A 13,910-nucleotide genomic window follows, 5' to 3' on the forward strand; every position below is an offset into this window, starting at 1 on the left:
ATGGAACGTTTTGATTGCCTCATTATTGGGGCGGGACATGCCGGGGCAGAGGCCGCAATTACCCTTCGCCAAACAGGATTCGCGGGAACAATCGGCCTGGTGGGCAACGAGACCGTGCTCCCTTACGAGCGTCCGGCGCTGTCAAAGGAATATCTCGCCGGCAAAAAGACCTTCGACCAGCTTCTCCTGCGGCCGTCGGACTTTTGGGGCCAGCACAACGTCTCCGTCCGCCTCGGGCGGCAGGTGATCGGGATCGATGCTCCCGGCAAGACCGTGACCTGTGAAGACGGCAACGAGATGGGTTATGGCGTCCTGGTCTGGGCCACCGGGGGCAGCCCGCGCACTCTCACTTGCCCCGGTCATGACCTTGAAGGCATCCACGCGATCCGGGATCTGGCTGACTGTGACCGGCTGATGGCCGTACTTCCCGAAAGCCGGCGCATCGCAGTCATTGGCGGCGGTTTCATCGGGCTGGAGGCTGCTGCCGTCCTCCGGGAGCTCGGCAAGGAGGTGGTGATCATCGAAGCCCTTGACCGTTTTCTGGCCCGGGTGGCTGCGGAACCTGTGTCCCGGTTCTATGAGGCTGAGCACCGCAGCCGCGGCGTGGACATCCACCTTGGAACGGGTGTGTCGGAAATCGTGGGCCGCAATGGTGCCGTGAGTGGTGTCCGCCTTATTGATGGACGGGTCATTGACGCTGACCAGGTCATCGTGGGAATTGGGATTGTTCCGGCAATCCAGCCCCTTGTCCTCGCAGGGGCGGAGGCAACAGCGGGTGCCACCGGTGTGCTTGTTGACGACCACTGCCGCACCTCAGTGGCCGATATTTATTGCATTGGTGATTGCGCAGTCTTGAGCAGCGGACCCGGCATCCGCATTGAATCCAGGCAAAACGCCACCGAGCAGGCGCAAACCGCGGCCAAAGCGATCAGCGGCCAGGCTGAACCCCTGGATCTGCTCCCGTGGTTCTGGTCAAACCAGTACGATCTGCGGCTCAAGACCATTGGCCTGAGCCTCGGCTATGACCAGACGGTATTGCGCGGTGACCCGGAAAGCCGGAGCTTCTCGCTGATCTACCTGAAACAGGGCGCCGTCATTGCGCTGGACTGCATCAACGCCACGAAGGACTACATGCAGGGACGCAAGCTTGTCGAAGCGCGCTCACGCATCGATCCCGCCATCCTTGCGGACAAAGGGAAACCACTCAAAGAGATGGCCGCTGCCATCTGACCTGCCGCATGAGCGCAGGTTGCAATTCACACAGAAGGAGGAAAAGTCATGGAATTCACTGTTACTACCCGGGACGACGTCGACCACACCATAGAGGCCCGCACTGGCATTTCGCTGATGCAGAATATCCGCAACGCCGGCATCGAGGAACTTGAGGCCATTTGTGGCGGCGCGCTGTCGTGCGCCACCTGCCACGTCTACGTGCAGAGCCTGCCCGCCGGTGCCGAACTGCCCGAAAAGTCCCGGGACGAGGAAGACCTCCTCGACGCCTCGGACTGCCTGACGTCCTATTCCCGGCTGTCCTGCCAACTGGTCTTTGACACACCCCTGAGCGGCATGCGGGTCACCGTAGCACCTGAGGACTGACCCATCCAGCGTCCAGCTGAACCTGAAAGAGGAATTATGCAGCAAGTAATGCGTGCCGCGCGGCTCCACGCCGTCGGCGAAAAGATGGTCATTGAGGACGTCGAACGGCCCAGGGCAACCGGCACAGACGTAGTGGTTGAAGTCAAGGGATGCGGAATGGTGCCCAATCTGGGCAACGTCCTGGCGAATTGGGAAACCTGGTACCCGCAGATGCCGCTTCCGCCCCGTCCCGCGATCTTCGGGCTCGACCCGGTGGGCATCGTGCATGAGGTCGGGGAGATGGTGCTCAACGTGAAGCCCGGAGACCGGGTCTATGTCAATCCGGGGCGTTCGTGCGGGGCATGCCAGTCCTGTGCCGCCGGGACACCGCAAAAATGCGACTACTGGACGTTGAACGGGTACTTCGGCTACAACCCCAACAGCCTTGAGATGTTCAAGCGCTATCCCCACGGCGGCTTCTGCGAATACATGCGGGCTCCCCAGACCGCCATCGTGAAACTTCCGGACAACATAGAGTTCCGCCAGGCAACCCGGATGGGTTACCTGGGAACGTCCTACGCCGCAGTCAAGAAGATGGGCCCGCTGGCCGGAAAATCCCTCATCATCAACGGCGCGTCGGGAACGCTCGGAGTCGGTGTCACCTTGGTGGCCCTGGCACTTGGCATTTCCCGCATCTACGCAGTTGCCAGGGGACTGCCCTTGCTGGAGAGGCTCCAGGCCCTTGCCCCGGAGCGCATCGAGATCTTCTCCAACACCGAAGGCAGCACCGCAACCTGGGTCAGGTCCAGGACCGGGGGAGCCGGAGCGGATTTGATGGTGGATACCCTCGGTGCCGTTGCCTCGCTCGACTCGCTCAAGGATGCCATGCATGGGGTACGCCGCGGTGGACGCATCATCAACATCGGCGGAACCGCTGGCGACCTCAGCATTGACGTGAAGTGGTGGATGGACGAACAGATGGAACTCCTTGGCTCGGTCTGGTTCACGTCGGCTGAGGCGATCGAACTTGCGGAGTTGTTGCGTAACGGGACTATCGACATCTCTGTACTGACCCCTAAGAGTTGGCCATTGGATGACATCAATGAAGCCATCTCAGGGGTCGCCAGTGGTGACGGCGGTTTTACCAGCTACCTCGTCGAAATCTGAACATCCCTGTGGGCAGCACGTATCTAACAAACAGCTGCCAATGGGCAGATATCCATTGACCCATCATGTGACCTGAGATACCATTTAGTATCTGAAGTCTCAGCGGTATCTATAGAAAAGCCGTACAGCGACACAACCCCCACAGCTCAGCAAAGACCCATCGTCCCGGCACCTCCTGCCGGACGGTACGACAAAGAAGTCACCAGAAAGCGAGCATCATTATGCAACGACGCATTAAACGCGCCTTGAGCTCCGCCGCAGTCATCGCCTCCATCTCACTTGCCGCCGCAGGCTGCGCCACGGACGCCGGCAGTGACGGCCCGACGGCGGAAGTCACCTACCGTGACGCAAGCGACAATTGTGCCGCACCTCCGCTGGCGGGAGTCGATTTCGACGCTGCGCAGGCATTCCTCAAGCCGTTCGAGCAGAAGGCAACCGGGCTGCTTGTGACCCAGCCGCTGCCGCAGCCCATCAACCCCGGCACTACCGTCGCCTACCTGGACAATGGCTCAGCTGTCTCGGGACTTATCTGGGGGTTCATGGAGGCAGCAGGCAAGACGGCCGGCGTGACCATGCAGCGGGTAGCCACCGGGACGAATGCCCAAAGCATTAACACGGCGCTCAGCTCGGTTGTTGAAACAGCTCCTGACATCCTGGTGGCGGCCGCCACGGATGCCACGTTCTTCCAGGACCAGCTCAAGGCCCTTGAGGCAGCCGGCACAACCATTGTGTACGCCGGGTCTACCAACGCGGAGGACTTTGGCCTGCTCGACTCATTCTCCGGCCGCGGCGCTTCGATCGAGAACGGCAAGGTTCTTGCTGCCAGCGCAGTGAACTTTACCTGTGGCACTGGCACGGAATTCGTGTTCTATAACGTCCCTGAATTCACGTTCTCCCAGGTGCAGCTTGAGGCGATCCGGGAGTACCTGCCGACGCTGTGCCCTGACTGCAAGCTCCGCGTGGCGGAGATCCCGGTAGCCACGATGGACACCACTGCCGGTGACGCGATCGTGAGTGACCTGCAGGCGCATCCGGAAACGCAGTACTTCATGACGGTTGCAGACCAGATGCAGATCGGGCTGAAGGCAAAGCAGGAGCTCGCCGGAATCAACGTTCCCGGTATTGGTCATTCCTCGCTCCCGCCGAACGTCGAGCAGATCGCCAGCGGACTCCAGTCCGCCGGTTACGCAGCCGACTACAACATGTACGCCTGGCTGCTCATGGACGAGGGACTCCGCCGCCACATGGGTGAAACCGTGACCTACGACGATTGGGCCAACGCCACCCAGCACATGTCGCGAGTACTCACGGCGCAGAATGCCGGCGAGTACCCGCATGGTTTCGTTGCCTACCCCAACATGGTGGAGGACTTCAAGAAGCTCTGGGGCAAGTGAATCACGTAACTGCTGGCACGCCAGCTGACCTGATGGACCGTGGCTCCGGGCCCCTGCTGAGGGTCCAGGGCGTTACCAAGGACTTCCCCGCGCTGCGGGCCCTGGATGACGTGTCCCTGGACCTTCACAGCGGCGAGGTTGTTGCGGTAGTGGGCCACAACGGCTCCGGCAAATCGACCCTTGTCAAGATTCTCGCGGGACTGTACGTCGCCGATGGTGGAACTGTTGAATTGGCGGCCACGGAGGGCCGGCAGACCGAACTGCACATCATCCACCAGGACCTGGGCCTCGTCTCAGAACTCAACGCCATCGAAAACCTGGGCATGACGCACTACAAAGGCGCGGCGGCGGTGACACCCTTCAACAGGAAGCAGGAGCGTGCCCGGGCGCTTGAGCTGATTCGCCGGTTCGGTGAGGAGTTCGACGTCGACGTGCCCATCAGCGGGCTGACTCCGGCCCAGCGGGCGATCATTGCGATCGCCCGCGCGCTGGACGGCTGGCAGCACAGCCACAACGTCCTCATTCTTGATGAGCCGACCGAGGCGCTCCACGCCAGTGAAGTCAAGATCCTCTTCGACGCCGTCAAGCGTGTGGCTGCAGACGGCGCCGGGGTCATCTTCATTTCCCACCGGCTTGACGAGGTACTGGAGATGGCGGACCGTGCCGTCGTCCTGCGCGACGGCAGGAAAGTCGCGGATGAGCAGCGGGAGACCCTGGACCATGACCAGCTCATTGCCCATGTCACGGGTGTGGCGAAGGGCGTTGCCCTGGCCCGGCAATCGAACCGGGAGAAGGGTGCCGTGATCCTGGAAATATCGGGACTCAGAGGGGCCGGTGTGGAGTCTGTGGACCTCACGCTCCGCGCCGGCGAAGTGGTTGGCGTCGCCGGTGTCCTGGGCTCGGGCCGGGAGGCACTTCCTGCCCTGATGTTCGGGGCCATTGATTCAACCGCTGACAGCTACATCCTGGGAGGGCAGCCGTACCGGAAGCGCCGGCCGGCGGAAAGTATCCGCCGCGGGATGGCGTTTGTGGCGGGGGACAGGGCCCGCTTTGGTGCTGTCCGCGCCCTGACGGCCCGCGAGAACATCACCCTCCCGGAGCTGGCGAGCCTGCGGAGCCGCTTCGGCGGCATCAAGAGGAAGAAGGAGCGCGCCCACACCGCCGCGCTCATGGAGCAGTTCGGCGTCAGGCCGCCGCGGCTGGAGCAGAAGTTTTCGCAGTTCAGCGGCGGTAACCAGCAGAAAATCGTGATGGCGAAATGGCTGCGCAACCGGCCGCAGGTTCTTCTCCTTGAGGAGCCGACCCAAGGGGTGGACATCGGCGCGAAGCAGGCCATCTACACCGCCATCGAAACCGCTGCAGGCCAGGGCGCCGCGGTTCTGGTGTGCTCCTCGGACGCCAAGGAACTGGTGCGGCTGTGTGACAGGGTCCTTGTCCTGCGGCACGGAACAGTGGCGGCCGAGCTGTCCGGGGACCGACTGACAGAGACCGATCTGGTGCTGGCGGGATACGGATTGGCCGACGCCGGCGCTGACGCCGACACCGGGGCTGAGCCCGCGCCCGCTGCCGGCGGAGCACGTGAAATAAGCAAAGGAAAGCAATGAGCACCATCGAAACCCCCAGCACCGCCGCGGGCGAGGCGAGCGCCGCCCCCTCCGGAGGTATGAATACTGCAGGTACGAGCACTGCAGGGAGGAACACTGCAGGTACGGACACGGCCGGGATGAAGCCGGCCGCTACGAAGCCGAGCGACCTGAAACCGGGTGGCTGGGCGAAGGCGCTCTCCTTCCGGAACATCAGCGCCATCTATATCTTCATCTCCATCTTTGTGATCTTCTCGCTGGTGACGCCGCAGACCTTTCTCCAGGCGGGTGTGTGGCGCACCTTGCTGGACGCTCAGGCGATTACTGTTATCGCGGCCATCGCCGTCCTCATCCCGCTGGTGACCGGCGCCTTCAACCTCGCCATTGGCGCGGAAATCGGGTTCGCCGGAATCCTCATCGCCACCCTGCAGGTGAAGGCAGGCATCCCCTTTGCAATAGCGATCCCGCTGGCCCTGCTTGTGGGCGCGCTGGTTGGGCTCGTCTCAGGCCTCCTTATCACCAAGGGCAAGATCGACTCATTCATCGCAACCCTGGGCCTGAGCTCAGTCCTGCTCGCCGCCCTTGCGTGGCTTTCGGCAAGCCAGCAGATTACTGGTCTTCAGGATGGTTTCCGGCTGGTGGCGACAGGGAAGTTCCTGGGGGTAACGAACTCCGCCTACATCATGATCGTCCTGGCGTTTGTCGTCTGGTACGTCCTGGAGCGGACGCCGGTGGGCCGGCGCATGTATGCAGCAGGCTATAACCCGGACGGGGCAAGGCTCGCGGGAGTTAATGTCGCACGGATCCAGATCTGTGCTCTGATGGCCGGCGGTGCCATCGCAGCCGTTGCCGGAGTGCTGCTCACGTCCAGGATCAATACCGGCGATCCGACGGTGGGCCCCAGCTTGCTGCTGCCGGCACTGACTGCCGTGTTCCTCGGTTCCACGCAGTTCAGCGGGGGCCGCCTTAACGTCTGGGGCACCCTGATCTCCGTCTACGTGCTTGCCACCGGGATCAAGGGCCTGCAGCTCATTGGTGCCGCGCCCTGGATCAACGACCTTTTCAACGGCGTCGCGCTGCTCGCCGCCGTCGGCCTCTCCCAATGGGAGGCGACGTCCAAGCGGACCTCAGCCATCCGGCGGGTCCTGCCGTTCGGCAAGGGCAAGAAGGAGAAGGCGGCCGCCCGCTAGCCCCCAGACCCGCGGGGAACGCTCCAACAGCCCGAACTTTTCAGAGTTTCAGTTCAGATAAATGGCTCCACGTTGCGGCGCTTGCCGCGGGATGGCAGCCTTCCAACAGCCAGCGAACGGAATTATTCTCATGAACCAGTCCACCCTGACAAACACTGCCCTGACCATCCTGCGCGCCGCCGTCGGATTTATTTTCGCCGCCCATGGCCTGCAGAAATTCGTCGAGTTCACTATCCCCGGCACGCAGGCCGCTTTCGCCCAGATGGGTGTTCCTGCAGCCCAGATCGTGGCACCCGTTGTGGCCACTCTCGAGTTGCTGGGAGGGATCGCCCTGATTGCCGGTGTCCTGGCACGGGTTTTCGCCGCGCTCCTGGTCCTGGACATGCTCGGCGCCCTGGTGGTGGTGCACGCTCCGGCTGGCATCTTCGTGGAGAAGGGCGGTTTCGAATTCGTCCTGGCCCTCGCCGCCGCGGCCCTGGCAATTGTCCTGACCGGCGCTGGCCGCTTCTCTGCGGATGCCACACTTTTCGGCGGCAGGGGCTCGAAGCTGAGCGTCCTGGCCTGAACCCTCGATTTACCCACGGGCCCTTGAACGCCTGATCGCTCCGGGCTTAGCATGACCGGCACGGGGCGCCGGGCACCACAGCGGACTGACGCCGTTTAGATCGAGGAGGCGGCTATGGGCGAGACAACTTCTGAAGGGTCTTCAGCGGATCTGATGGTGGACCTGATCATCTCCCTGGACGGGTATGCCTCAGCTGAGGGATGGCCCGGCTGGTGGGGTCTGGAGGGCCCGGAGTACCTCGCGTGGCTCGGGGAGGAGGGGGAGAAGGGCTACACCTTCCTGCTCGGTGCCAACACATACCGGCTGATGTCCAACATGTCGGAGGAGGCCGCGGCGGAGGACTCCGAATTTTCCGAGGATGAGGGAGCCAGCCTGACAGGCCTTGCAGCCGTCCCCAAGGTTGTCTTCTCCTCCTCCCTTCCGGCGCCGCTGACATGGCCGAACTCCACCCTTGTCACCGGAGACGCGGTCCAGGCTGTCAGGGAGCTGAAACGGACAGCTGCCGGCCCCCTGAGCACCCTGGGCAGCTTGAGCCTCTGCCGTTCGCTCCTGAGTGCCGGCCTCGTGGACAGATTCCGGTTGGTTGTCTTCCCTGTGATCACAGGGAAGACCGGGCGGGAGCGGATCTACGACGGGTATCCGGACGTTGCCCTGGAGATGGTGGAGAGCCGGACCTTTGACGGCCGGCTCCAGCTGCTGGAGTACATTCCCACCGTGCTCAACGGTCCGCCGGGCAGCGGTCCGACATAAGTCGGCTCCAGGTAAGTCAGGTCTCGGTAAGTCAGGTAAGAGGAGACCTTATTCCACAGACAGGTGCCTGTGGAATGCATCCCGGATCTCCGGGAACGTGCCTGTCGCGATCAGCTCGGCCATAACGGTGTGGTTACTCACGCTGCTCAGGGCGGGATACGCCTGGTCCAGATTGGTCATGCACATCAGAGATTCAGTTGCCAGTGTGGTGTAGGCGCGGAGCAAACGTGATTTTCCGGACTCCGCCACCAGGGTGGTGTGAAACTCAAGGTCCAACCTGAACACCTGGGCCCAGTCATCGGCCTCGGCAGCTTCTGAGAGCCTTACGGCAATGTCAAGAAGCTTCCGGGACGTCTGCCTTCTCTGCTGGGCCGGCTGGGCAGCGATGATTTCGGCGGCGCCAAGTTCAAGGATCTCCCGCACGCGGTAGATCTCGTCGACGTCCTCTTGTGTCAGCTGAACCACAAACACGCCGCGGTTGGGCCTGCTGACCAGCAACCCCTCCTGGCTCAGGCGCTGCAGGGCTTCCCGGAGCGGACCACGCGAAAGATTGAGCTGGCCTGCCACGAGCACTTCATTAATCTGCTGGCCTGGGGCGAAGTGCCCGTCAATCATCCGCTCACGCAACTGATCCGCGATTTTAACGGGTGTTGACTGGCGGGTCATGGCATTCAGGGCGGGTCCACTGTTCATATCTCACACGTCCTTCCCGAACCTCGATCCATCCACCCTACCATAACTGTAAACAGTTGACAGTAGACTTTCGTGATTGGAGGGCGCGTGGGGGAGGTTTATAGCCACTTAGGACTTAGCGGATCGACCGGTAGCGGACGTGCGTCACCAGGCGGGTCCCGCTAACGTCTCTGGGCTCCACGTTGAAGTTTTGGACGCCATCGAGCAGCCGCTCACCCGCTCCGAGCAGGATCGGTGCGATATGCAGCCGCAACTCGTCGATCAGCCCTGCCGAAAGGAACTGGCGGACAGTTTCTGCGCCCCCCGCTACGGCAACGTCCTTACCAGCGGCTGCTTCCCGGGCCTGGTCCAGTGCCGATCCGATCCCGTCGGCCACGAAGTGGAAGGTGGTGCCGCCCTGCATCTGCAGGGGAGGGCGGGGATGATGGGTGAGGACAAACACGGGGGCGTGATAGGGCGGGTCCTCACCCCACCAGCCGCGCCAGTCCTTACCCCATGGCCCCGGCCCGGGGCCGGCGAACATGTTGCGGCCCATGATGTAGGCGCCGGACGAGAGGATGCCCGCAATCTCCGCCGCGTTCGCCTCGGGCTCTTCGAACATCCACCGGTGCAGGTCTTCGCCGCCTTCGCCCAGCGGGTTTTCCTGGCTCTGATTGGGCCCGGCGAGGTATCCATCGAGGGAAATGGTGAGATCGCACGTGACACTGTCCATGATGTCCTACCGGGGTGGCTTGTTTTTCCGGGCACGGGTGAGTACCGCCAACCCTAACGGCATTCCGGTGCTGCTGGAAGCGCCGTTCCCTGAACTTTTGCGGTGCTACTCTGCAGACGGCCGCTTTCGTTGCCGCTTCGTCGCCGCCCGTTGTTCCTTCGCGGCCAGGCGGCGGCGGTTCGAGCCCCGGGTTGGTTTGGTCGCCCGGCGAGGAGCCGCCGGCGGAGCAAGGCCTTCTGCCACAATGTCAAGGAGCTTGCTCATGGCGATCTCGCGGTTTCGCAGCTGGGAGCGCTGCTCGGAGGCGGTCACGGTGATGATGCCGTCGACGAGGCGTTGTCCGAGACGCGTGAGCAGTATCAGGCGTTGGCCCTCAGTAAGCGCCGCAGAGTCGCCGATATTCCAGAGGAGCTCTACGCGGCTGTCCGTTGTGTTGACGTGTTGACCGCCCGGCCCGGACGAACGCGAAAACCGCCATCCTAGTTCCGAGGCAGGAATGGTCAGCGCGGGTGACACCTCCAGATCCATGACACCAGCCTTGCACAAGATCGGCCACTGGCCGCTAAATCCAGGCGGGGGCGGCTGGCGTACCTTCCGTTGTACCCGGGCCCGAGGCGGTCACCCCCGTGCTGCCGCGGCCTGCGGCCCATTCGACGACGGCCGCCAGGGGACCGGCTATTTCCACCGGTGATTCGGCTGCCGCGTCTCCATAAAGCACCGGCGGCTGCTCGGGCTGGTCAGTGCCTGTGACACTGATGCGCAGCCCGGCGTCGGTGCCGCGGGTGGCCCAGGCGCTGGTGATGTCTTTGAGGAGCCTGGTGAGGACGGGTGCGGGGATGTCGGCGAAGGTGGCGCCGTTGTCGAGGTCGACGGCGTGAATCCAGACTTCGCGGGTGCGCATCCATACCGTTTCGCTTGCCGGGACGATCCGGCCTTGGGCGGTTTTGACTTTGTGGTGCCAGGCGTGGGCGGGGAGGTCGCGCCATTCGACGTTCAGGTGCACGGCGGAGTGGTCAAAGAGGTTCCGCAGCGCGATCGGGGACAGGGTGGCACCGAACGCGATCTCCTGGTTGCGGGCTTCCGGGGAGGGGTACATGGGGGTTTCGATCCCGGTGGCCGCCCATTCGATGAGCCGGGCCAGGGCGCGGGCGTTGTAGCCGATGTGCGCGGTGACGTGGCGGCGGGTCCAGCCCGGCAGCAGCGAGGGCCCGTCGAGGTCCGCGTCGGAGAGCTCGTTGAGTTTCCGGGCGAAGAACGCGGTCCCGCGGCGGGCCTGGAGGAGCGCGTCCAGGATCGCCGGGTCCGTGGTTTGGTCGGTGCGGGCAACCATCAGGCTTCCTTGACCACACGGTTTTTCAGTTGGCCCAGGCCTTCGATGGTGGTGACCAGGAGCTGGCCTTCCTGCAGGTATTTTTTGGGGTCCTGTGCGTGGCCTACGCCGCCGGGGGTGCCGGTGGCGATCACGTCGCCGGGGTTCAGGGTGATGATGGTGGAGATGTAGGAGACCAGGAACTCGGGGGTGAAGACCAGGTCCGAGGTGGGGGTGCTCTGCTGGATGTCCCCGTCGACGGCGGAGGTCATCAGTGGGCCGGGGGTGAATTCGTCTTTGGTGACCAGGGCCGGGCCGAACGGGGTGGATTTTTCCCAGGTTTTGCCTTGGAGCCATTGGATGGTGCGGAACTGGTAGTCGCGCATGGAGATGTCGTTCAGGACCGCGTAGCCGGCGATGTGGTTCGCGGCGTCGGCCTCGGGGATGCGGCGGCCGGTTTTGCCGATGATGAGGGCGAGTTCAGCTTCCCAGTCCACCGCGTCTGATTCCTGCGGCAGCGCCAGGTCATCGTTGGGCCCGATCAGGGACTCGGCGTACTTGGCGAACAGGGTGGGGTACTCGGGGACTTCCCGGCCCATTTCCTTGATGTGGTTGCGGTAGTTATGGCCCACGCAGATGATCTTGCCTGGGGAAGGCACGACGGCGACAAGGTCCGCGCCGTCCAGCGTGTGCGTTGCGCCGTTGGCTGCCTTCGCAGTGGTTTCCCAGGCGGGATCCTGCAGGAGGGCTCCGACGTCGACGAACCCCTCAATCTCTGTGAGGGTGCCGCCGTCCTGGCGGACCGCCACAGTACTGGTTGTTTTGGTGCCGGCGCCGTTGCTGCCGTTTTCGGTGCGGAGGGTGAGGAGTCTCATGCGTTCTTGCGTCCTTCGATGTAGGTGCGGTTAAAGCTCAGGCGCTCAAAAATGGGGGCGTCACTGAAACGGAACAAGTCAAAGTCTGTGTCTGTCCCCGCCTCGGCCTGAAGCGACCAGGCCGCCCAGGACGGGACCACAAACAGGTCGCCCTTGGCCAGCTGCCTCGTTTCGCCGTTCAGAGTCACGGATCCGGTGCCTTCGAAGACCTGCCAGACGCTGGAGCCAACCTCGCGGACGGTTTCGGTCAGGGCGCCGGCGCGGAGCCGGTGGAACTCGGCCCGGATGGTGGGCATCACGTCCCCGCCGGTGGTCGGGTTGGTGAAGCGGACGGCGGCATGGCCCTGGGACACGGTGGCCGGGTGGCCCTCGTCTTCCAGGAGCAGCTGCTCGGCCAGTGCCTTGTCTGTGTGTTCCCAGCGGTAGGCGGCGATGGGGGAGCTGGTGGTGTCATCCAGGCCGGAGAGCGGGCGCAGGCCGGGGTGGGCCCAGAGCCGCTCCGAGCGGGAGATGTCAGGAGTGGCCTCGTCGGTGACGCGTTCGGTGCCGAACTCAAAGAAACCGGCGTCGGCGTAGTGCACAAACGGGATGTCCAGGCCGTCAATCCAGGCCATCGGCTGATCCGTGTCGTTATGGTGGCCGTGGAAGTTCCAGCCCGGTGTGAGCAGAAAATCGCCGCGGGACATCCGGACCGGGTCACCGTTGACCACGGTCCAGACGCCCTCGCCCTCCACCACAAAGCGGAAAGCGTTCTGCGAATGGCGGTGCTCCGGTGCAGTTTCGCGGGCGCCAAGGTACTGGATCGCAGCCCACAGCGTGGGCGTCGCGTAGGGGGTACCAGCCAGGCCCGGGTTGGCCAGGGCAATAGCACGGCGCTCCCCGCCCCGGCCCACGGGCACCAGATCACCGGCATGGGCAGCCAGCGGATACAAATCGTCCCACCGCCAAACATGCGGCACCGCCTTCGGCGACGGAACCATCGGCATCAAGTCCGCGATCTCGGTCCACAACGGAATCAGGTTCTCCTTATCAAAGTCCCGGTACAACTGCCCCAGCTGGGCAGCCTCCTCAGGCGTGGGCTCCGGAACAGAGTGCCCTGCGGCAACTGATTCATGGGTCGTGTTCTCGGCGCTGATGGACACGCAGGCCTCCTGAGGTCAGAAACGGTTCTTGGCGTACCCCGACTCTATGGACGCAGGCCAGCTAAACCCCAGCACATTCTGCTGACCAGAATCTTTTGCAGCTACGTACTTTCAGCCGGCGTCGGGCTCGGCCGGGTTCGCTGCTATGTCGATCTCCAGTTGCCGGCAGCTTTCACGCAGGACCGGAACAAGTCCGGCGTCGAATACCCTCCTAAAACGTGTTGCGGGAGTGGCAACGCTCAGCGCCCCCACCACGTGCCCGTGGCGGTTGTGCAGTGCCATCCCCAGGGCGCACACGCCTTCCTCAGTGCCCTCGAAATTAGCGGCGAAGCCATTGCTGCGGATGGTCTCCAGCTCGCGAAGGAACGCCGGATACTCCTCATCCGAGATGGTGTCCCCGCCGATTTCGGCGTTATTGCTGCGAAAAAGCTGGCCGATCAACGGGGTTTCAAGTTCTGCCAGCATGGCTTTGCCGCCAGAAGTCCTGTTGGCCGGCATGACCGTCCCCTGCCTGTCACCGACACGTAACACGTTGTTTCCCTCCACGGTGGCCAGGAAACGCACTTTGGTGCCCACCCTCACCATGAGGTTGACGGTCTCGTTGAGCTGCGCCGAGAGCAGCTCCATGTGGGGCTGGGCGAGGGAGCGCAAGAGCCTGGTCCACCCCAGCCCCGCCGGTCCGACGCCCATGGCCGGGCCGGGGACGTACCGCCGGTTTTCATCCTGCACGGCAAACCCGCGGTAGACCAGCATGGCCAGGAGCCGGTGGGCCGTGGAGGGGGCAACCCCCAGTTCCATGGCGGCGTCCTTGAGCCGAAGCGCCCCGCCGTCGCGCAGCAGCTGGAGGAGCTGGAGCGCGTTGTCCACCGCCTCGATGGAGTAAGCCGGCCGTTTTTGCACTGGATTCTTCTGAGCTGGCTTACGGGCCGGCTTGGCCGCCCGCTGCCCCGGAGGA

Annotated in this window: 15 protein-coding genes; 8 read left to right on the top strand and 7 right to left on the bottom strand. The window is 63.5% G+C overall.

The window, feature by feature from the left end:
* The 8 genes from M1E17_RS11900 to M1E17_RS11935 all read left to right on the top strand — a co-directional run bounded on the left by M1E17_RS11900 (position 1) and on the right by M1E17_RS11935 (position 8,224).
* Complete coding sequence (locus tag M1E17_RS11900; protein ID WP_457962258.1) at positions 1-1,230, top strand: NAD(P)/FAD-dependent oxidoreductase; 1,230 nt, start codon at positions 1-3, stop codon at positions 1,228-1,230.
* A gap of 48 nt (positions 1,231-1,278) precedes the next feature.
* Positions 1,279-1,596: a 2Fe-2S iron-sulfur cluster-binding protein gene (locus M1E17_RS11905; protein WP_457962259.1), complete on the top strand. Its 318-nt coding sequence runs from the start codon at positions 1,279-1,281 to the stop codon at positions 1,594-1,596.
* Between the two features lie 36 nt (positions 1,597-1,632).
* On the top strand, positions 1,633-2,742 hold the full coding sequence (locus tag M1E17_RS11910; protein ID WP_457962260.1) for an alcohol dehydrogenase catalytic domain-containing protein: 1,110 nt from the start codon (positions 1,633-1,635) through the stop codon (positions 2,740-2,742).
* Between the two features lie 221 nt (positions 2,743-2,963).
* Complete coding sequence (locus M1E17_RS11915; protein WP_457962261.1) at positions 2,964-4,136, top strand: sugar ABC transporter substrate-binding protein; 1,173 nt, start codon at positions 2,964-2,966, stop codon at positions 4,134-4,136.
* Positions 4,133-5,740: a sugar ABC transporter ATP-binding protein gene (locus tag M1E17_RS11920; RefSeq protein WP_457962262.1), complete on the top strand. Its 1,608-nt coding sequence runs from the start codon at positions 4,133-4,135 to the stop codon at positions 5,738-5,740. The genes M1E17_RS11915 and M1E17_RS11920 overlap by 4 nt, the downstream gene beginning before the upstream one ends.
* The gene (locus M1E17_RS11925) at positions 5,737-6,909 is read left to right on the top strand and encodes an ABC transporter permease (protein WP_457962263.1); all 1,173 of its coding nucleotides are present in this window, start codon (positions 5,737-5,739) and stop codon (positions 6,907-6,909) included. Before M1E17_RS11920 ends, M1E17_RS11925 begins: the two co-directional genes overlap by 4 nt.
* Before the next feature lie 130 nt (positions 6,910-7,039).
* Positions 7,040-7,474, top strand: coding sequence for a DoxX family protein (locus M1E17_RS11930; RefSeq protein ID WP_457962264.1), 435 nt, complete (start codon positions 7,040-7,042; stop codon positions 7,472-7,474).
* A 114-nt stretch (positions 7,475-7,588) separates the two neighbouring features.
* Positions 7,589-8,224 carry a dihydrofolate reductase family protein gene (locus M1E17_RS11935; RefSeq protein WP_457962265.1) on the top strand — a complete coding sequence of 212 codons (636 nt, stop codon included), beginning with the start codon at positions 7,589-7,591 and terminating at the stop codon, positions 8,222-8,224.
* A 48-nt stretch (positions 8,225-8,272) separates the two neighbouring features.
* On the opposite strand, the gene M1E17_RS11940 is transcribed toward M1E17_RS11935, so the two are convergent.
* The 7 genes from M1E17_RS11940 to M1E17_RS11970 all read right to left on the bottom strand — a co-directional run bounded on the left by M1E17_RS11940 (position 8,273) and on the right by M1E17_RS11970 (position 13,855).
* Entirely contained in the window at positions 8,273-8,917 is a 645-nt protein-coding gene (locus M1E17_RS11940) for a GntR family transcriptional regulator (RefSeq protein ID WP_457962266.1), read from the bottom strand.
* A 115-nt stretch (positions 8,918-9,032) separates the two neighbouring features.
* Complete coding sequence (locus M1E17_RS11945) at positions 9,033-9,629, bottom strand: dihydrofolate reductase family protein (RefSeq protein WP_457962267.1); 597 nt, start codon at positions 9,627-9,629, stop codon at positions 9,033-9,035.
* A 105-nt stretch (positions 9,630-9,734) separates the two neighbouring features.
* The gene (gene arfB, locus M1E17_RS11950) at positions 9,735-10,157 is read right to left on the bottom strand and encodes an alternative ribosome rescue aminoacyl-tRNA hydrolase ArfB (RefSeq protein ID WP_457962268.1); all 423 of its coding nucleotides are present in this window, start codon (positions 10,155-10,157) and stop codon (positions 9,735-9,737) included.
* A gap of 34 nt (positions 10,158-10,191) precedes the next feature.
* Entirely contained in the window at positions 10,192-10,959 is a 768-nt protein-coding gene (locus M1E17_RS11955) for a maleylpyruvate isomerase family mycothiol-dependent enzyme (RefSeq protein ID WP_457962269.1), read from the bottom strand.
* Entirely contained in the window at positions 10,959-11,813 is an 855-nt protein-coding gene (locus tag M1E17_RS11960; RefSeq protein WP_457962270.1) for a fumarylacetoacetate hydrolase family protein, read from the bottom strand. The genes M1E17_RS11955 and M1E17_RS11960 overlap by 1 nt, the downstream gene beginning before the upstream one ends.
* Entirely contained in the window at positions 11,810-12,955 is a 1,146-nt protein-coding gene (locus tag M1E17_RS11965) for a cupin domain-containing protein (protein WP_457962271.1), read from the bottom strand. Before M1E17_RS11965 ends, M1E17_RS11960 begins: the two co-directional genes overlap by 4 nt.
* Before the next feature lie 111 nt (positions 12,956-13,066).
* Positions 13,067-13,855: an IclR family transcriptional regulator gene (locus tag M1E17_RS11970; RefSeq protein ID WP_457967727.1), complete on the bottom strand. Its 789-nt coding sequence runs from the start codon at positions 13,853-13,855 to the stop codon at positions 13,067-13,069.
* Positions 13,856-13,910 lie beyond the last annotated feature (55 nt).

Source organism: Arthrobacter sp. D1-29, assembly GCF_054130585.1.

Coding starts and splice junctions, on each gene's coding strand:
- M1E17_RS11900 (WP_457962258.1), top strand. CDS start 1: ATGGAACGTTTTGATTGCCTCATTATTGGGGCGGGACATGCCGGGGCA.
- M1E17_RS11905 (WP_457962259.1), top strand. CDS start 1,279: ATGGAATTCACTGTTACTACCCGGGACGACGTCGACCACACCATAGAG.
- M1E17_RS11910 (WP_457962260.1), top strand. CDS start 1,633: ATGCAGCAAGTAATGCGTGCCGCGCGGCTCCACGCCGTCGGCGAAAAG.
- M1E17_RS11915 (WP_457962261.1), top strand. CDS start 2,964: ATGCAACGACGCATTAAACGCGCCTTGAGCTCCGCCGCAGTCATCGCC.
- M1E17_RS11925 (WP_457962263.1), top strand. CDS start 5,737: ATGAGCACCATCGAAACCCCCAGCACCGCCGCGGGCGAGGCGAGCGCC.
- M1E17_RS11930 (WP_457962264.1), top strand. CDS start 7,040: ATGAACCAGTCCACCCTGACAAACACTGCCCTGACCATCCTGCGCGCC.
- M1E17_RS11935 (WP_457962265.1), top strand. CDS start 7,589: ATGGGCGAGACAACTTCTGAAGGGTCTTCAGCGGATCTGATGGTGGAC.
- M1E17_RS11940 (WP_457962266.1), bottom strand. CDS start 8,917: ATGAACAGTGGACCCGCCCTGAATGCCATGACCCGCCAGTCAACACCC.
- M1E17_RS11945 (WP_457962267.1), bottom strand. CDS start 9,629: ATGGACAGTGTCACGTGCGATCTCACCATTTCCCTCGATGGATACCTC.
- arfB (WP_457962268.1), bottom strand. CDS start 10,157: ATGGATCTGGAGGTGTCACCCGCGCTGACCATTCCTGCCTCGGAACTA.
- M1E17_RS11955 (WP_457962269.1), bottom strand. CDS start 10,959: ATGGTTGCCCGCACCGACCAAACCACGGACCCGGCGATCCTGGACGCG.
- M1E17_RS11960 (WP_457962270.1), bottom strand. CDS start 11,813: ATGAGACTCCTCACCCTCCGCACCGAAAACGGCAGCAACGGCGCCGGC.